Here is an 18077-nt window from a genome sequence, read left to right on the forward strand (position 1 = left end):
TGCTGGCGCGGTGACGATATCCAAAACCCCAGTCGCGAGGCGCTCCGCGCCTCTGGCAGCCGGCGCAAAGCGCCGGCGACGCCACCGCCCGAATTGATACACTCCCCATCTGTAGTGAACATCCGCGAGCGAAGCGAGCGGTTCACCGACGGCGAGGCGAACGCCGAGCCGTCGGCCTTTTTCCCTCCAGGTTTTTCGAGGAGCGGTTCCCGAAGCGAACGCAGTGAGCGAGGGTACCCGACGAGAAAAAGGTGGTGTACTGACCGATCCGTCCGTCCTCTCACGTGGCCGACTCGCCCGCGCAAGGTTCGCGAGGGACACCGGACGTTATGGTCCCGGCCGTCCAGGGTGCGGACATGGACCAGATCTCGTTCGGTACGGACGGTTGGCGGGCGACGCTCGACGTCTTCACCGACGACCGGGTTCGGATCGTGGGGCAGGCGGTCGCCGACCATCTCGAGGCGGCGGGCCACGACGAACCGGTCGCCGTGGGGTACGACGCCCGCGAGACCTCCGAGGGGTTCGCCGAGAGCCTCGCGGAGGTGCTCTCGGGGAACGGCTTCGACGTGTTGTTGCCCGAACGCGACGTCCCCACTCCCCTGATCGCCTACGGCATCGTCGACGAGGGGCTGGCTGGCGCGTGTATGGTCACCGCTTCGCACAACCCGCCCGAGTACAACGGCGTGAAGTTCATCCCGAGCGACGGCGCGCCCGCGCTCCCCGACGTGACCGAGGACGTGGTCTCCCGGCTCGCGGAGCCGGACCTCCTCCCCGAGGACGAGCGCGGCGAGGTCCGCCGCCACGACTTCGTGACGCCGCACGCAGAGGCCGCCCGCGACCTCGTCGACGCCGACCTCGACGGGCTCACGGTCGCGTACGACGCGATGCACGGCAGCGGCCGCGGGGTGACGGACGCCCTGCTCGAGTCCGCCGGCGCGGAGGTGCGCCGCCTGCGCTGTGACCGGGACCCGACCTTCGGCGGCGAATCTCCAGAACCCAGCGCGGAACACCTCGGCGAGCTCGCCGATCTGGTGACCGACTCCGAAAGCGACGTCGACCTCGGCGTCGCCAACGACGGCGACTCCGATCGAGTCGCGGTGGTGACACCCGAGCGCGGCGTGCTCGACGCCAACCTCTTTTATGCCGCCTGCTACGACCGCCTCCTGGAGACCGACTCGGGTCCGGCGGTCCGGACCGTCTCGACGACGTTCCTCGTCGACCGCATCGCCGAGGCGCACGGCGAGGAAGTGTACGAGACCCCCGTCGGGTTCAAGTGGGTCGCCGAGGCGATGGGCGAACACGACGCGCTGTTCGGCGGCGAGGAGTCCGGCGGCTTCTCCGTTCGCGGGCACGTCCGCGAGAAGGACGGCGTGTTGATGGCGCTACTCGCGGCCGACGCCGCCGACGCGGAACCCTTCGACGCCCGCGTCGACCGCCTGCTCGACGAACACGGCCACATCGCCGCCGGGAAGGTCTCGATCGACTGCCCCGACGACCGCAAGGAGGCGGTCCTCGCCGAGTTGGAGGGTCACATCCCCGAGTCGGTCGACGGCCACGCGGTCGCGGAGGTCGTCACGCTCGACGGGTTCAAGCTCCTCTTGGAGAACGGCTCCTGGCTCCTCGTCCGCCCCTCGGGGACCGAGCCGAAGCTGCGCGTCTACGCCGAGGCCGACTCGGACGACCGGGTCGACTCGCTGCTCGCGGAGGGCCGCGACCTCGTCGAACCGCTCGTGTGAGCCCGGTGTGAGCGACGCGGAGGCGTTCGGATTGGGTGCCTTTTTAGGGGATACCACCCTAGTCGCTCGTATATGTTCAAGGCCATCGTGAGCGCGTCGACGCTACAGGACGCGCTCGATTCGGTGAGCGTGCTGGTCGACGAGTGTAAGATCCGCCTGAACGAGGAGGCGCTCTCGATCCGCGCGGTCGATCCCGCGAACGTCGGCATGGTCGACCTCACCCTCGAGGCCGCCGCGTTCGAGTCCTACGAGGCCGACGGCGGCGTCATCGGCGTCAACCTCGCCCGCCTCGAGGACATCGCCGGGATGGCCAACTCCGGTGACCTGATCCACCTCGAACTCGACGAGGAGACCCGCAAGCTCCACATCGAGACGGACGGCCTCTCGTACACCCTCGCGCTCATCGACCCCGACTCCATCCGCCAAGAGCCGGACATCCCCGATCTGGACCTCCCCGCGGAGATCGTCGTCGAGGGCGCACAGCTCGACCGCGGCGTGAAGGCCGCAGACATGGTCTCCGACCACATCCGGCTGCGCGTCGACGAGACCGCGGAGACGTACCTCATCGAGGCGGAAGGCGACACCGACGACGTCGACTTGGAGCTCGCCCGCGAGGACCTCATCGCGCTCACCGCCGGCTCCGCGGACTCGCTTTTCAGCCTCGATTACCTCAAGGACATGAACAAGGCGATCCCCGGCGACGCCGAGGTCACCGTCGAGCTCGGCGAGGAGTTCCCCGTCAAGCTCCACTACGGCTTCGGCGAGGGGTTGGGCCACGTGACGTATATGCTCGCGCCGCGTATCCAGAGCGACTGAGAAGCGGGGAAACGGCCCTTTCGGGCTCGTTCGAACACGATCGGCGCATCACTCCTCGTCCGCGACCGGGACCGACGCCGTCACCCGCGTTCCGCGCGGGTCGCGGTCGGCGTACTCCACGTCGGCTCCCAGCGCGCCGGCGGCCCACTCGACGACCCACAGTCCGAGCCCGGAGCCGTGCTCGAGCGCGGTCTCCCGGCCCGACTCGACCGCCTTCACCTCGTGGTCGGGGATCCCCGGTCCGTCGTCCTCGACGACGAGGAGGAACCGGTCGCCACCGCCCGCACCCCCGTCGCTCTCCGAATCCTCTCCGCCGTCCGCGTCCTCGCGTCGAAGCGTCACACGGACCCACGGCCCGCCGTCCTCGCGCTCCGTGCCCGCGCCGTCGTGGTGGTCGATCGCGTTCTCGACGACGTTCTCGACGATCGCCCGGAACGCGTCGGCTCTGAGCCGAGCGGTCGCGTACCCCTCGCGACGGCCGGCGTTGATCGATGCCTCGACGGTCGCGCCCGGTTCGCGCTCGCGGGCGGCGGCGACGATCGTCTCGACCGCCTCGACGACGTCGACCGAGGTCGGCTCGGCGTCGTCGAGCAGCGACTCGACGGTGCCGGCCTTCTCGCCGAGCGCGGCCAGCGCGCCGGAGCGTCGCTCGAGCGCGTCGGCCATCCGCGCGAGTTCGGGGTCCTCGATCCGGTCAGCGAGCAGTTCGCCGTATCCGTGGACGACGCCGGCGTCGTTGCGGAGGTTGTGTCGGAGCACCCGGTTGAGCACCTCGAGCTGTTGGCGGCGGCGCTCGCGCTCGGTGACGTCCGAGAGGACGACGGTGTACCCCACGTGCGTCCCGTTCGGATCGGTCAGTCGCGAGGTCGACACCGCGTACGTGCGCCGGCGGCCGTCCGCCTCGACCGCCACTTCGGCGTCCGCGTTGCCCTCGTTCCCCTCGTCGACGTCGATCGGCACGTCGAGAAACGCGTCGAGCGGGCGGTCGCGGGCGGTCGCGGCCTCGACCCCGACGAGCGTCTCGGCGGCCGGGTTGAGCCGGACGATCCGTCCGTCGAGCGCGAGCGCGATCACGGGGTCGGTCAGGTCGTCGATCGCCGTTCGTTCGGCGGCGCGACTGGTCGTCGGGTACCGATCGAACATCTCCGCGCGGTCGAACGCGTACGCGTCGAGCAGCACGTGCGGGACGAACATGAGCGGCGCGAGCTGGAGCTGCGGGACTGGACCGATCTCGAGCGTCCACGCGACCAAGGCGAATCCGGGCGGAAGCGAGCTCAACGCGACCGCGGCGCTCTCGCGGCGGTAGAGCGGCCCGTAACTGAGCAGCGTGTCGACGAGCAGGAACACCGCGCTCGCGACGAGCACCGTCTCGACGGCGACGACGAGGTACGCCCACGGGCCGAAGGCGTACGAGACGGTCGAGACGCCGAAGACCGGATCGAGCCCGAATTCCGTCCAGAACGCGCCGTGGACCGGGTTGGTGGCGAGAACGAGCGTCGAGAGCAGGCCGAACCCGACGGCGGCAACGAAGAGGCGACTCCGGATCACGTCGCTCCGTCCCGTGTACGCGAGCGCGAAGCCGAGAAAGGCGATCCCCGCCCAGACGATCCCGAGCCAGGTCGCCGCCTCGAGGGCGATACGGAGGGTCCGGCCCTCGACGAGTAACCCCACCCCGTAGGAGAGACACCACGTCGCCTGCGCGGCGAACACGCCGAGGAACCAAGCGACTCCGGGACGCCCCCGGTGTTCTCGGATCGTCCACGCGAGCCCGAGCGCACCGACGCCACCGGCCAACGAGCCGAGGACGGGCCACGCGGGGACGACGTCGGGGACCATGTGTCGTGTCGGCTACGACGACGACGGTCGGCGTAAAACTGTCGCGGTCACGCGGTCCGAACGACGGCGGAGCGCCGCCCGAACGCGACCGCGACCGGGACGAGGAGCACGGCGCCGACGAGGAACGGCGAGGCGACGGCGACCGTGTACAACACCGCCATCAGCGGCGGGCCGACGGTCCGCCCGAGGCTCGACGCGCCCTGCGTGACGCCGAAGGCCGCCCCCTGTTCGGCGTCGCCGGCGGACGCCGAGACGAGCGTCGCCAGCGAGACGTTGACGAGGGCGTTCCCCAACGAGAGCGCCGCGAGCGCGACGAGGAGGCACACGAGCGGGAGCGTGAGCCACGCCGGGCCGCCGACGGCGACGCCGCCGGCGACGCGGTCGACGACCCCGGTCGTCGGGATCGCGACGAGCGCCCCGCCGAGGACCACGGAGCCGGCGGCGACGAGCGTTCGGGAGGGGACGACCCGCGAGAGCCGTCCGACGAGCACGCCCTGGTTCACCGCGCCGAGGACGCCCACGTAGGTGAGCAGGAACGCGGCGGCGGTCGCGTCGTAGCCGAACGCGTCGGCGACGTACGGAATGAACATCACCTGTACGCCCGCGAACGCGACGGCGACGAGGAAGTACGCGACCGTGAGCGGCCGGAGGGTGACGGAGTCGAGCGCCTCCCGGAACTGTCCGATCGCGGTCGTCCGGGCGGCCGATCCGCCGGAGCGGTCGCGGTCCGGCTCCTCGAGGAAGAGACCGCCCACACCGACCGCGAGGAAGCTCATCCCGGCGGCGGCGAAGCTCGGCAGCGAGTACGGCGTCGCCGGGACGAACGCCGGGAGGAGCGCGTCGGCGCGGGCGACCACGGGGTCGGCGGCGAGCAGCCCGCCGATGGCCGGCCCGAAGACGAACCCGAGCGCGAACGAGGCCCCGACGAGGCCGAGCGCGCCCGCCCGACGGTCCCGCGGGGTGATGTCGGCGACGTACGCCTGTGCGGCGGCGATGTTTCCCCCCATCGCTCCCGCGAGGGTCCGGGAGGCGAAGAGCGTCGCGAGCGCGGCGGTCGTTCCGAAGCGCGCGCCGGACTCCCCGGCGTAGCCGAACGTCACCCACGCGACCCCGGCGGTCGCGAGCGACGCGAGCAGGACGGGCCGGCGGCCGATCCGGTCTGAGAGCCGTCCGAGCGTGGGCGCGGCGAGGAACTGTGCGAGCGAGTACGACGCCGCGAGCAGCCCGATGAAGGCGTCGCTGACGCCGAACGACCGCACGTAGAAGGGGAGGATCGGGATCACGATCCCGAAGCCGACGAGGTCGATGAACACGACGCCGATCACCACGGCGAGCGCGCGGCGGGGATTGGAGACGGCAGGAGGGCCCAACGAGCGACCCTCCGAATCCTCCTCCGACGGAGACGCCGCGCTCCCGTTCGCGCCGTCGAGCGACGCCGCTCCCGCTTCCGGGTGTGTCACGGTCGCGAAACGTCCCGACGGGGCTTAAACGGGACGACGTCGACGGTCAGCCGTGTCGCTCGATGACCCGTTTCGCCGCCTGCCCCTTCTCCTTCCAGCCGTACCCCGCGTCGTACACGTGGCGTTTCGACTCGACGAGCTCCTCGGGCGAGGACTCATCGAAGCCGCCGCGGTCCCACGCGCCGGAGGTGTGGAGCCACTCGACGACGTTCTCCTTGGTCTCCGGCCAGGAGAGTCCCACCATCTCGTACCACGCGACCATCGCGAAGACGGCGTTGTCGTGACAGCCGGGGACGGAGCCGCGCTCGTAGACGGTTCGCATCGGCTCGCGGGTCGGCTCCGAGACGAGTTCCTTGAACTCCGCGGCGGTGAGCAGCCTGAGGTCGTCGTCTTCGCGGACGACCCGCTGCTCGCGTTCGAGCGCGCCCAGCGCGGCCTTGTGGAGCCCGCCCCACTCGGCGGGGACCGCCTCCCGGAGCGCCGGCTCGGAGAGCCCGTCAGGCTCGCTCGTGAGGACCGACAGCAGGTCCGTGTACGCCTTCTCGACGGTGGGCCAGCTCACGCCCTCGAACTCGCAGTCGGCGTCGTGGAGGCTGTTGGTCGTCCGACAGCCGGGACACGGGTAGCGGAACGTCGGCACTACTCGCCCCTGCGTCGCGGCCGGAGTTAGGGTTTTCGCGACGCGTGCGGAGCCGAGTTCGCTCGCTCGCACGCCGCCGTCCTCCGGCGGTCGATCGGCCCTTCCGAAACGTTTACTCGCCGGCCGACCCCGCTAGTAACTGGCATGACCAAAGTCAGCGTGATCGGCGCGGCGGGAACGGTGGGAGCCGCGGCCGGCTACAATCTCGCACTGCGCGACGTGGTCGACGAACTCGTCTTCGTCGACATCCCGGACCAGCGGGAGACGACGATCGGCCAGGCGGCGGACGCGAACCACGGCGTCGCCTACGACTCGAACACGACGGTCAGACAGGGCGAGTACGCGGACACCGCCGGCTCCGACGTCGTCGTGATCACGGCCGGGATCCCCCGAAAGGAGGGGCAGACCCGGATCGATCTCGCCGGCGACAACGCGCCGATCATGGAGGACATCGGCTCGTCGATCGCGGAGCACAACGACGACTTCGTCACCGTCACCACCTCGAACCCGGTCGATCTACTCAACCGCCACCTCTACGAGGCGGGCGACCGCGACCGCGGCCAGGTGGTCGGCTTCGGCGGGCGGCTCGACTCCGCGCGCTTCCGGTACGTCCTCTCCGAGCGGTTCGACGCACCCGTGAGGAACGTCGAGGCGACGATCCTCGGCGAGCACGGCGACGCGCAGGCACCGGTGTTCTCGAAGGTGCGCGTGAACGGCCGCGACCCCGATTTCGACGCCGACGAGCGCGAGGAGATCCTCGCTGACCTCCAGGAGTCCGCGATGGACGTGATCAGCCGGAAGGGCGCGACCCAGTGGGGTCCCGCCACCGGCGTCGCACACACGGTCGAGGCGATCGTGAACGACACCGGAGAGGTGCTCCCCTGCTCGGTCGTGCTCGACGGCGAGTACGGCTACGAGGACACCGCGCTCGGGGTTCCGGCGAAGCTCGGCTCGAACGGCGTCGAGGAGGTGATCGAGTGGGACCTCGACGAGTACGAAACCGAACTCCTCGACGAGGCCGCCGAGAAGCTCTCCGAGCAGTACGGGAAGATCGCGTAGACGACGCGGTTCCATCGGGATCCGTACTGCTCCGTTCCGTACGTACCGTTCCGTACCGCTCCGTTTCGCTCCGCACCGCTCCCGACCTCGCCGATCCCGGACGGACGCCTCATAGTCGGCTTCATCTGGTCGCCGCTCCGTGGCTCGAACATGAACGAGGGAGAGGCCGACCCGCGGGCGCTCCGCCTCCTGATCGCGGCGACGCCGGACGCCGAGACCGTCCTCCCGTGGCTGCGTACCCTGGCGGTCCTCGCCGGGTTCCTGACGGTCGCGATCCTCCTCGTGACGTTCGAACTCCTCGGCCGGGTCTGAGCCGCACGCGGCTTCGTCGATCCCACACGGGGCCACGCTATCGCCGGATTTCACTTTCGCTTTCGGGCTCGAATATAAACCGCGTCGGCACGACGGTCCCCGCATGAGCCAGTCCACGTTCGACGACGACGACCTGTTCGGGGAGGCGGCGGCGGAGACTCGTGCGGAGGTCGAGGAGCACCTCGAGGCCGCCCGCGAGGAGCTTCCTGACCCCGACGACGTGTGGGTGACCGACGCCGAGAACGTGCTCGGCGCGCTCAACGGGCTCAAATCGGCGCTCGACGTCGGCGACGCGGTCGATCACGTCCGCTCGGCGAAGAAGGCGTACGTCCTCGGCGAGCGCGCCGACGCCTTCGAGGACGCCGAGGACCTCGAAGCGGAGATCGCCGACCTGGAGTCGCTCGTTGGCGACATCGAGTCGGCCGCCGAGGAGGTGGCCTCGCTCACCGGAACGATCCCCGCGATCCGCGGCGCGCTCCAGGACGCCGGGGACGCCGAGGGCGACGAGTAGGGCGGATCCGAGGGACCGGTCCAGGACCCGTCCTCTCCCGCCGGTAACGCCCTCCTCGGTTTATGTATCGTGCGCACGAACTCCCGGACATGGCGGAACCAACCACGGAGGCCGTTCGCGTCTGGCTGGTCGAGCGGACCTACTCCGACGACGAACAGAACCTGGTGATCCTCACGTACGCCACCCCCGACGGCGAGCGGTACTTCCGGAAGGAGCGCGCGCTCACGTCGTTCTCGGACGTTCGGGACACCACCGCGGCGGTTGAGGCCGGGCCGGGCGAACTCGGGGCCGTCGACGACCCCGAGTTACGGGAGCGCTACGCCGCGGAGGCGCGGCGGATGCGCGACGCACACGACCCCGACGACCTCATCTAAGCGGGCTACCCGTCGTTTTCGACCTGCCGATCGACGGCCTCCCTGTCGACGACCGCCCGCGCCAGCTCGGCGAGCGCGTCGCTCGCGAGGTCGAGCAGCTCCCGGCCGCGCTCGCCGTCACCCGCGGTCGGGTCGCCGACGACCCCGTTGTCGGTGAACTCCTCGGAGTCGTGCGCGAGGTTCACGCCCGAGACCCACTCGCCCCAGCGGTCGGCCCCGCCGTCGCGCGCGTCGTCGACGCGGTCCTCGCGGACGAGGTCGGGGTTCGTCGCGCGCAGAAGCGCCGTCTCCAGCGGCCCGGCGTGGCCCATGTCGCCCGCGTGCTCGCCGACCGCCTCGAACCACGTGAACGCCACCCCGTAGCCGTCGTGGGCGGGGTCACGCGAGAAGCGCCGGGCGACCTCCGCGAGCGCCTCGACGTTCCCGCCGTGACCGTTCACGAAGGCGACGCGGTCGACGCCGTGCGCCGTAAGCGAGGCGGCCGCCTCCCGCACGTACGTCCGGAACGCGTCGGGACTCACCCACATCGTCCCGTCGAACGCGCGGTGCTCCTCGGCGACGCCGACGGGGATCGGGGGGGCGACGAGCGCCTCGCCGCGGGAGACGCCGTCGGCGACGCCCGCCCGCGGCTCCGCGTCGTACGCCGCCGCGGCCGCCTCCGCGACGGCGACCGCGTTCAGCGTGTCGGTACCGAGCGGCGCGTGCGGGCCGTGCTGTTCGGTGCTGCCGATCGGGAGGAACGCCACGTCGACGTCGGCGTCCCGCACGTCGGTCCAGGTCGCGTCCGCGAGTCGCATACGCCCATTCCGTCCACCGGCCCCGTATAGTCGACGGTCGAGGCGGGTTCCGCGGGGGCGGCGGGACGGTCCTCGCCGGCGTTCGCCCCGGGACTTAATTCGTCGGGCGTGGATCGGCGGATATGACCGACGATGAAGTCACCTCGGAGGCGGTCTACGGCGTGACGTTCGGCCCGCTGAAGCCGGCGCTTCGCGAGCACGCCTACCCGGTGACGAAGGAGGAACTGATAGAGCAATACGGCGGTTTCGAACTCGAACACGCCGACGGAACGGACCGGCTGGAGGCGGTGTTGCGCCGCACCGAGGTCGCGACGTTCCGTGAACCCCGGCAGGTCCGCGACGCGATCCTCGCGATCGTCGGCGTCGATGGAACCGGGAACCCAGTCGATCCGGAGACGGTCGGCAGGGAGACCGGGGACTGGAGCCGGCGGTCGCCGTGAGTCGCTAGTCGTCGTCTCCCTCGGCGTCCTCGAGGACCCGTGCGGTCCGCTCCTGGGCTCGGTCGATGAACTCCTGCGGTAGCTCGTCGATCTCGCCGGCCTGAACGCCCCAGAGGTGCGCGTACAGCCCCCCGTTCTCCAGCAGGTCGTCGTGGCTGCCCCGCTCGACGACCTCGCCGTCCTCCAACACGAGGATGGTGTCGGCGTCCCTGATCGTCGAGAGCCGGTGGGCGATCGCGAACGTCGTTCGGTCGGCGGTGAGCCTGTCTATCGACCGCTGGATCAGCATCTCCGTCTCCGTGTCGACGTCCGAGGTGGCCTCGTCCAGGACGAGGACGTCCGGGTCCTTCAACACCGCGCGGGCGATGGTGACCCGCTGGCGCTGTCCCCCCGAGAGCTTCACGCCGCGTTCGCCCACCATCGTGTCGTAGCCGTCCGGGAGGTTCTCGATGAACGCGTGCGCCTCCGCGGCCTTCGCGGCCTCACGGACTTCCTCGTCGGTCGCGTCGAACGCGCCGTAGGTGATGTTCTCGCGGACGGTGCCGTAGAACAGGTACGAGGACTGTCCGACGTAGCCGATCGACCGGCGAAGCGACCGCAGCGTGACCTCGCCGACGTCCTGGCCGTCGATCCGGATCGACCCCTCGTCGACGTCGTACATCCGGAGGAGTAGCTTGAGCACGGTCGACTTCCCGGCTCCCGTCGGTCCGACCAGGGCGAGCGTCTCGCCGCCCTCGACGGCGAAGTCGACGTCCCGGACTATCGGCTCCTCGTCGTAGCCGAAGGTGACGCCGTCGTAGACTACCTCTCCCTCCTCGACGACGAGGTCGGGAGCGTCGGCGTCCTCCTCGAGCTTCGAGGGCTCGTCCATCAGCCCGAAGATGCGCTCGGAGGAGGCCCTGGCGCGCTGGTACATGTTGATGATCTGGCCGAACTGCGCCATCGGCCAGATGAACCGCTGGGTGTAGAGGATGAAGACGACGAACATCCCGACGGAGAGTTCGCCGGTGAAGGGTCCCGGCGGCGCGTCCTGAAACACCCAGAGGCCGCCGACGACGAAGGTGAAGACGAAGCCGATGCCGGCGAGCACGCGCAGCGCCGGGAAGAACTTGATCCGGGTCCGGATCGCGCCCCAGTTGGCGTCGAAGTAGTCCATCGAGACGTCGTCGACGCGGTCGGACTCGTACGGCTCGGTGTTCGAGGACTTGATCACCTGGATGCCGCCGAGGTTGTTCTCGAGCCGCGAGTTCATCTTCCCGACCGAGGAGCGAACCGCGGCGTACTTCGGCTGGATCGTCCGGATGAAGACGTACGTGAACCCGGCGATGATCGGGACCGGCAGGAGCGCCACGAGGGCCAGTTGCCAGTTGATCCACACCAGGAGCCCGCCGATGCCGACGACCATCACGGAGAGCCGGAACAGCGAGTTCATCCCGTCGTTTAAAAAGCGCTCGAGGCGGTTCACGTCGTTCGAGAGGATCGACATCATCTCGCCGGTCTGCTTGTCGGAGAAGAACTCCATGTTCAGCCGCTGCATCCGGTCGTAGGTGTCGGTCCGCACGTCGTGTTGGATGTGCTGGGCGAAGGCGTTGAACCCCCAGTTGCGGACCCAGTGGAACGCCGCGCCGAGCGCGAACGCGCCGGCGATGACGGCGACCGTGAACCAGAACTGTTCGGGTCGGTCCGTCGGGAGCCACGCCTCCGGGAGCACGACGAGCGGGATCTGCTCGCTGAAGAGCGCGTCCTCGTAGAACACCGCGTCGATGGCGATCCCCAACATGAGCGGCGGGAGGAGGTCGAGCAGCCGCGCGAAGACGCTGGCGACGACGCCGACCGTCACCTGCGGGATGTACGCGCGGCCGTACTCGGAGAACAGCCGCTTCATCGGGTTCTCGACCTCCGCGCGCTGCTCCTCGAACGGGTCGTCGTCGTCCCACTCGGTCCCACTCATACCGATCCTATCGGGCCACGACGCAAGTGCGTTTCCTTCGGGTCGATCCTAGCCAACAGAAACCGGAGAGAACGACCGCTATCGGCGGATACGGCCACGTGCCATCGAACTCCGACCGGACGACGGTAGCGACGGTGGCTCCGAGTCAGATCGTCCGACGCTCCACGGCGGGATCGACGCCGGCGTCCGCCAAGTCCTCGCGGATCCGTCGCCGGAGCGGGTCCGGGACCGACTCGCGCGGGACCGGCGCGGCCGTGTCGGCTCCGGGCGTCGACTCGCCGCTCGACGCGGCAGATCCCCCCTCCGAGACCGACGCCTCCGATCCCGCGCTCTCGGGGACCGTCCAGTAGAGAACGGCGTCGGCCTCGGCGTAGAACTCCACGGCGAAGCGGATCCCCCCGCCGTCGTAGTGGACGCGCGCCGCGGCACCCTCCGCCCGCCACCCCTCCTGGCGGACGAGCGCGGCGATCTCGTCGTTCATGTTCGGTTTCGAGGCGGGAGCCTCATGTCGGCTTCGACCGCGGACGGTCCCTCTCGACTCGACCGCCCCGGCGACGCGGCTCGAAAGGAGTTTACCCCCGCCGGCCGCAGGGTGCGTATGTCCCTTCGCGTCACCTTCCTCGGGACGGGCGGTGCCGTCCCGACCACCGAGCGCGCGCCGAGCGCCCTGTTCGTCAACCGCGAGGGCGACCGCCTGCTGTTCGACTGCGGCGAGGGCACCCAACGCGGGATGATGCGGGCCGGCACCGGCTTCGGGCTCGATCACCTGTTCGTCTCGCACCTCCACGGCGACCACGTCCTCGGGATCCCCGGCCTCGTACAGACGCTCGGGTTCAACGACCGGACAGAGCCGCTCTCGATCCACTGCCCGCCCGGGACCGGCGACGATCTCCACGACCTCGTCCACGCCGCGGGCCACCAACCGGGGTTCCCGGTCCGGATCGCGGAGGTCGCCCCCGGCGACGTCGCGCTCGGCGCCGACGACTACGAGGTTCGCGCCTTCGAGACGACACACCGCACCGTCTCACAGGGGTACGTCCTCGAGGAGATCGATCGCCCCGGTCGGTTCGACCGTCCGAAGGCGGAGGAGCTCGGCGTCCCAGTCGGTCCGGCGTTCGGCCGACTCCACGCGGGCGAGTCGGTCGAGCTGGAGGACGGAACCGTCGTGGAGCCCGACCGAGTCGTCGGGCCGCCGCGACCCGGGCGGAAGCTGGTCTACACCGCGGACACCCGACCCCGTGAGCGCACCGTCGAGGTCGCCGAGGGAGCCGACCTCCTCGTTCACGACGCGACCTTCGCCGAGGAGATGGCCGATCGCGCCCGCGACACGGCCCACTCGACCGGCGGCGAGGCGGGGGGGATCGCCGAGCGCGCGAACGCCGAGCGACTCGCGCTCGTCCACATCTCCTCGCGGTACGCGGCGGACGCCTCGCCCATCCTGCGGGAGGCCCGCGAGGCGTTCGACGGCGAGTGTCTCCTCCCCGACGACGGGACGCTGATCGAGGTGCCGTTCCCCGACGCCGAGGAGTGACGTCCGACGCTTCACTCGAGGAGTGACGCCCGAGACTACCTCCCGGACGCGTTCCTCGGCCGGGAAACCTTGATACGTCGCGGCGTCGACCCCTCGCGTATGTCCGACGACTGTATCTTCTGTTCGATCGTCGACGGGGAGATCCCCGCGCGGACGGTGTACGAGACCGACGAGGTCCTGGCGTTCCTCGACGCCAACCCGCTCGCACGCGGGCACACGCTCGTGATCCCGAAGACACACGCCGAGCGCGTCGGCGACCTCGACGCCGACGCCGCGAGCGCCCTGTTCGACGCGGTGAGCGACCTCACGTCCCGCGTCCAGGACGCCGTCGACGCCGACGCGGCGAACGTCGGGATCAACGACGGGGAGGCGGCCGGCCAGGAGGTCCCGCACGTTCACGCGCACGTCGTCCCGCGGTTCGAGGGCGACGGCGGCGCGCCGATCCACGCGGTCGCCGGGAAGCGTCCCGACCTCTCCGACGACGAACTGGACGGGATCGCCGAGGAGGTCGCGGCCGCGATCGACGTGTAAGCGCCTCCCCCGCCCGCGCCCCGATCGAACCGAGTCATCCCCGTCCGCCGGCCAGCCGCTCGCTCGCCGGAAGCGTGCGGAGCCACAGCATTGCGGCGGTGCCCACGAGCGGCCCGACGACGAGCGGGGCGAACGCCCACCGCCAGCCGACGGCGTCGCGCACGACCGGAACGAGCTGGATCGACGCGATGGTGATGAGAAAGCCGACCGCGGTCTGGAGGGTCAGCGCCGACCCGACGTAGCTCTCGTCGGCGAGCTCCGAGACCGCCGCGGAGAACTGCGCGGAGTCGGCGACGATGACGAAGCCCCAGACGAGCACGAACGGGACGACCACGACGGGTGCGGCGCCGAAGACGACGCCCGCGAGCAGACAGGCGCCACCCGAGACGGCCATCGAGGCGCTGGTGACGACTGAGCGCCCCCAGCGGTCGGCCGCGGAGCCGGCCAGCCACGCGCCGACGCCGCCGACGGCGATCGTCGCGAACGCGAGCAGCGCGGCTCGCCGGTCGGCGGCGACCACTCCGCCGGCCTCGAAGCTCGCGGCGAGGTAGACGGGGATCCACGTCCAGACCGCGTACAGCTCCCACATGTGGCCGAAGTAGCCGAGGTTCGCGAGGAGGACGCCACGGTCGGTGACGATCCGCCGGATCGCGCTCGGGTCGAAGGGGGCGGTCTCGGGCTGATGTGGGCCGTCCTCGTACGCGAGGACGAGCACGCCCCCGAGCGCCGCGAGGGCGGCGGTGCCGTACAGAACCACGTCGGGGCGACCGATCCCGCTGACCGCCCGCAGGAGGTGCGGCGACGCCGATCCCACCGTCAACGCGCCGACGAGGACCCCGATCGCCAGCCCCCGCCCCTCGTCGAACCACGACGCCATCATCTTCATCCCCGTGGGGTACACGCCCGCGAGCGCGACGCCCGTCAGGAACCGCAGGAGGATCGCGGGCGGCCCGCTCGCGACGACCGCCGCGATGACCGCCGTCCCCGCGGCGCCGGCCAGCGCGGAGCCGGCGAACAGGTACCGCGGCGGGACGACGTCCGCGATCGTCAGCGACGCCGACGCGAGGGCCCCGACGACGAACCCGAGCTGGACCGCGTTGGTCAGCCAGGCCGTCTCGGCGGGAGAGAGCCCCCACGTGGCGGCCAGCTCCGGCCCGACGGCGGTCCCGCTGAACCAGAGCGTCATGACGAACAACTCCGCGACGCCGACGAGCGCGAGCGCGCGCCACTTCCCGTCTGCGATGGCTGCCATCTATCGGTCACGGTACCGAAAATCGGAACATAAACCTTGGGACGGCCTCCGGATCGGGCCGGACGAGCGGCGGGGCTCCCGCCTCGTCGACGGAGCGGTCCCCCGAGGCGATCCGCGACGCTTAACAGCCGACTCCAGAGAGCGACTCCATGCACGCGACGACGCTCGCGCTGGTCGGGGCGACCGGCGGCGCAGGGACGACACGGACGGCCGTCGAGCTGGCGACGGTCGGCGCGCGCGGCGGCCGGGACGTGGCGGTGATCGACGCCGCGTACGCGACGCAGGGGCTCTCCGAGTACGTTCACGGTCGGATCGGAACCGACCTCACGACGCTCCTCACCGACGAGGCCGGCGCGTCGCTGTCGGCGGCGACGTACCCGATCGCGCTCGGCGACCGGTCCGGAGACGGAGGCGACGGGGCCGGGAGCCTTCCGGGACGCGCGGACGTGATCCCCGCCCGCGCTCCGTTCGAACGGGTCGCCCGCGCGAAGACGTCCGAGGCGGCGCGTGGGCTCGAGCGGCGGATCGACGAGGCGGCGACCGCCTACGACGCGGTGGTCGTCGACGCGTCGCCGGTGGCGTCGAACGAGGCGGTCGCGGCGGTCACGGCCGCGGACGGCGTCGTCGCGGTCCGCCCCGCGACACCGCACGGCAGCGACGCGGTCCAGCGGCTCCACGGTCGGATCGCCGACGTGGGCGCGAGCGTCGACGCGACGGTCGCGGTATCGCGCGGGATCGGCGCCGAGACCGACGCCGACGTGACGCTCCCGGAGACGGACCCGCGCGTGACGGCCGCGCCCGTGACCGCGACGGGCGACGGGGACTACGCGCGGACGGTCGCCGACGCGTACGCCCGGCTCTTCGATACGACGCTCGAGATCGACTTCTCGGAGGAGGGGCTGATCGAGCGGATGCGAAGGTAGCGACGGAGAAGGTAGCGACGGAGAAGGTAGCGACGGAGAAGGTAGCGACGGAGAAGGTAGCGACGGAGAAGGTAGCGACGGAGAAGGTAGCGACGGAGAAGGTAGCGACGGAGAAGGTAGCGACGGAGAAGGTAGCGACGGAGAAGGTAGCGACGGAGGTCGGCGGAGTCAGCGGAGGTCGTCGGGCGATCCGAGCGCGTCGCCGAGGGGGTCGTCCGCGCCGAGGCCGGACCCGAGCGTCGAGGACCCGGCGAGCTTCGCCGCCACCACGTCGGCGACCGCCGGAACCGGGTCGTGCGTCTCGACGTACGTCGCGAGCGCGAAGTCCGCGTCGTCGCCGCCGGCGAGCGTCACCGCCTCGCTGCGGGCGAGCCGGCCGTCGAGCCAGTCGCGGACGACGCCTCGCCGGGTGGGCGCGAGCGGGCAGACCCCGGAAACGCCACAGCGGTGGAGGGTCTTCGCGGCGGTCATGGGCGCGACGCCGGCGTCAGCGGCGGCGTCGCCGACGCTTCTCCCGGCCGTGTACGCGTCCACGAGCGTCGCGGTCGCCTCCGGCGTACACGGCAGCTTCTCGGCGTGCTCGCGCAGGCGATCGGCCAACGGCGTCTCCGTGTCGTCGGCGACGGCGACGCCCCGGTCGCGCTGGCCGACGGTGACCTCGAGCCCCTCCGCGATCTCCGACAGCGTCATGTCAACCGCTCACGCGGTCGTGTACATAAAACCACCGTACTCCGGCGGGGTCGACGCCGATCACCGACCGGTAACCGGTCGGTGTGAGCCCGCCGGTCCGGTGGTTCACCCCCCGATCCACCGGGGTTTAAGTAAGGGATCGGGACCGAGGTTCAGATGTGATGAGCAAGGCACCTTCGACCCGCATCCGTTCGCGCCGTACCCGGAACGCCCGCATCGCCGAGACCGCCTCCCGAACCGTCGATGCGACCTCGCCCGCGACGGCCGAAACGACCTCGCCCGCGACCGACGCCGTCCACGCCGCCGAGGAGTGTCCCGAATGCGGCGGGCGCACCGAGGTCGACAGTGCGGAGCGCGCCTGCGTCGACTGCGGGCTCGTCCTCGAGGCAGACCGGATCGACCACGGTCCCGAGTGGCGCTCCTTTTCGGACGACGACACGGACCCCAAACGCACGGGCGCGCCGCTGACGCGCTCGCGACACGACCGCGGACTCTCGACGGAGATCGGTCGATCGACCCGGCTCAAGGGACGCAAACGCCGCCGGATGGCCCGGATGCGTACCCAGCACAACCGCGCGCGGATCTCCACGAAGCGCGACCGCAACAAGGTGTACGCCTACACCGAGATCAGGCGGCTTACCGGCGCGCTGGAGCTGCCGACGAGCCTCAGAGACACGGCCTGTGCGCTGTTCGATTCGGCGCAGTCGGAGAGCCTGCTCCGGGGGCGCTCGCTCGAGGGGTTCGCCGCCGCGTGCGTCTACGTCGCCTGCCGCACCGCCGACGTCGCCCGGACCGTCGGCGAGGTGTGCGCCGAGGCGAAAGCGACCGAGGCGGAACACCGCGCCGCCTTCGACGCGATGAACCGCGAGCTCGGGCTCCCGATCGGTCCGGCCGCGCCCGCCGAGTATCTCCCGCGGTTCGCGAGCGACCTCGGGGTTGACTCGAGCGTCGAGGCGCGCGCCCGTGAACTCGCCGACCGCGCCGTCGAGGAGGGGATCGCGAACGGCCGCAACCCCGTCGGCGTCGCCGCCGCCTGCCTGTACACCGCGGCTCGGCAGTGCGACGTCGACTGTACCCAACAGGAGGCCGCCGACGCCGCGGGCGTCACGCCCGTAACGATCCGCCGGACGTACGTCGAACTGCGCGAGGAGCCGTAGCCGCTCACCACGCGGGACGACCCGGCTCTCGTCTCCGCCGTCGGTCTTCGAAGAAACTGGG

Annotated in this window: 19 protein-coding genes; 11 read left to right on the forward strand and 8 right to left on the reverse strand. The window is 70.9% G+C overall.

Annotated features, from left to right (window positions below; translation table 11 throughout):
- Nucleotides 1-356: 356 nt before the first annotated feature.
- On the forward strand, nt 357-1736 hold the full coding sequence (locus tag FN829_RS07165) for a phosphoglucomutase/phosphomannomutase family protein (protein WP_142986351.1): 1380 nt from the start codon (nt 357-359) through the stop codon (nt 1734-1736).
- A gap of 72 nt (nt 1737-1808) precedes the next feature.
- A complete protein-coding gene (locus FN829_RS07170; protein ID WP_142986301.1) occupies nt 1809-2552 on the forward strand; it encodes a DNA polymerase sliding clamp in 744 nt (247 codons plus the stop codon).
- Between the two features lie 48 nt (nt 2553-2600).
- Here the strand turns inward: FN829_RS07170 and FN829_RS07175 are convergent, their stop codons facing one another.
- From FN829_RS07175 to FN829_RS07185, 3 genes are read right to left on the reverse strand one after another with little or no spacing between them, the layout of a single operon-like run.
- On the reverse strand, nt 2601-4388 hold the full coding sequence (locus FN829_RS07175) for a sensor histidine kinase (RefSeq protein WP_142986302.1): 1788 nt from the start codon (nt 4386-4388) through the stop codon (nt 2601-2603).
- A gap of 47 nt (nt 4389-4435) precedes the next feature.
- Nucleotides 4436-5848, reverse strand: coding sequence for an MFS transporter (locus FN829_RS07180; RefSeq protein ID WP_185955710.1), 1413 nt, complete (start codon nt 5846-5848; stop codon nt 4436-4438).
- Nucleotides 5849-5894: 46 nt separating this feature from the next.
- Complete coding sequence (locus tag FN829_RS07185) at nt 5895-6488, reverse strand: DUF7474 family protein (RefSeq protein ID WP_142986303.1); 594 nt, start codon at nt 6486-6488, stop codon at nt 5895-5897.
- 144 nt (nt 6489-6632) lie between these two features.
- Here FN829_RS07185 and mdh point away from each other — a divergent pair, with 144 nt between their 5' ends.
- From mdh to FN829_RS07200, 4 genes are all read left to right on the forward strand, one after another.
- Entirely contained in the window at nt 6633-7547 is a 915-nt protein-coding gene (gene mdh / locus FN829_RS07190; protein WP_142986304.1) for a malate dehydrogenase, read from the forward strand.
- 150 nt (nt 7548-7697) lie between these two features.
- Nucleotides 7698-7859: a hypothetical protein gene (locus tag FN829_RS15880; RefSeq protein ID WP_185955711.1), complete on the forward strand. Its 162-nt coding sequence runs from the start codon at nt 7698-7700 to the stop codon at nt 7857-7859.
- A 103-nt stretch (nt 7860-7962) separates the two neighbouring features.
- Nucleotides 7963-8370 carry a DUF5790 family protein gene (locus FN829_RS07195; RefSeq protein ID WP_142986305.1) on the forward strand — a complete coding sequence of 136 codons (408 nt, stop codon included), beginning with the start codon at nt 7963-7965 and terminating at the stop codon, nt 8368-8370.
- A gap of 89 nt (nt 8371-8459) precedes the next feature.
- Entirely contained in the window at nt 8460-8744 is a 285-nt protein-coding gene (locus tag FN829_RS07200) for a hypothetical protein (RefSeq protein WP_142986306.1), read from the forward strand.
- Between the two features lie 5 nt (nt 8745-8749).
- On the opposite strand, the gene FN829_RS07205 is transcribed toward FN829_RS07200, so the two are convergent.
- Nucleotides 8750-9541 (reverse strand): creatininase family protein, encoded by a 792-nt coding sequence (locus FN829_RS07205; protein WP_142986307.1) that lies wholly within the window; start codon nt 9539-9541, stop codon nt 8750-8752.
- A 122-nt stretch (nt 9542-9663) separates the two neighbouring features.
- Between FN829_RS07205 and FN829_RS07210 the strand changes: the two genes are divergently transcribed.
- Nucleotides 9664-9981, forward strand: a complete 318-nt coding sequence (locus FN829_RS07210) for a DUF5789 family protein (RefSeq protein WP_246066468.1) — start codon at nt 9664-9666, stop codon at nt 9979-9981.
- 4 nt (nt 9982-9985) lie between these two features.
- Here the strand turns inward: FN829_RS07210 and FN829_RS07215 are convergent, their stop codons facing one another.
- Together FN829_RS07215 and FN829_RS07220 are read right to left on the reverse strand one after the other, a co-directional pair.
- A complete protein-coding gene (locus tag FN829_RS07215) occupies nt 9986-11932 on the reverse strand; it encodes an ABC transporter ATP-binding protein (RefSeq protein ID WP_142986308.1) in 1947 nt (648 codons plus the stop codon).
- Nucleotides 11933-12077: 145 nt separating this feature from the next.
- Complete coding sequence (locus FN829_RS07220; protein WP_142986309.1) at nt 12078-12413, reverse strand: DUF7538 family protein; 336 nt, start codon at nt 12411-12413, stop codon at nt 12078-12080.
- Nucleotides 12414-12530: 117 nt separating this feature from the next.
- Here FN829_RS07220 and rnz point away from each other — a divergent pair, with 117 nt between their 5' ends.
- Together rnz and FN829_RS07230 are read left to right on the forward strand one after the other, a co-directional pair.
- A complete protein-coding gene (rnz, locus tag FN829_RS07225) occupies nt 12531-13463 on the forward strand; it encodes a ribonuclease Z (protein WP_142986310.1) in 933 nt (310 codons plus the stop codon).
- A 99-nt stretch (nt 13464-13562) separates the two neighbouring features.
- Nucleotides 13563-13994, forward strand: a complete 432-nt coding sequence (locus FN829_RS07230; protein ID WP_142986311.1) for an HIT family protein — start codon at nt 13563-13565, stop codon at nt 13992-13994.
- 34 nt (nt 13995-14028) lie between these two features.
- Here FN829_RS07230 and FN829_RS07235 read toward each other — a convergent pair whose 3' ends face one another.
- Nucleotides 14029-15246, reverse strand: a complete 1218-nt coding sequence (locus tag FN829_RS07235) for an MFS transporter (RefSeq protein ID WP_142986312.1) — start codon at nt 15244-15246, stop codon at nt 14029-14031.
- A gap of 149 nt (nt 15247-15395) precedes the next feature.
- On the opposite strand from FN829_RS07235, the gene FN829_RS07240 reads away from it, so the two are divergent.
- On the forward strand, nt 15396-16169 hold the full coding sequence (locus FN829_RS07240) for an AAA family ATPase (protein ID WP_142986313.1): 774 nt from the start codon (nt 15396-15398) through the stop codon (nt 16167-16169).
- Between the two features lie 168 nt (nt 16170-16337).
- Here the strand turns inward: FN829_RS07240 and FN829_RS07245 are convergent, their stop codons facing one another.
- Nucleotides 16338-16859 (reverse strand): DUF7858 family protein, encoded by a 522-nt coding sequence (locus tag FN829_RS07245; protein ID WP_142986314.1) that lies wholly within the window; start codon nt 16857-16859, stop codon nt 16338-16340.
- A 161-nt stretch (nt 16860-17020) separates the two neighbouring features.
- Between FN829_RS07245 and FN829_RS07250 the strand changes: the two genes are divergently transcribed.
- Nucleotides 17021-18016, forward strand: a complete 996-nt coding sequence (locus FN829_RS07250; RefSeq protein ID WP_142986315.1) for a transcription initiation factor IIB — start codon at nt 17021-17023, stop codon at nt 18014-18016.
- Nucleotides 18017-18077 lie beyond the last annotated feature (61 nt).

The organism is Halorubrum cibi, assembly GCF_900182635.1.
In the GTDB taxonomy this organism is placed as follows: domain Archaea; phylum Halobacteriota; class Halobacteria; order Halobacteriales; family Haloferacaceae; genus Halorubrum; species Halorubrum cibi.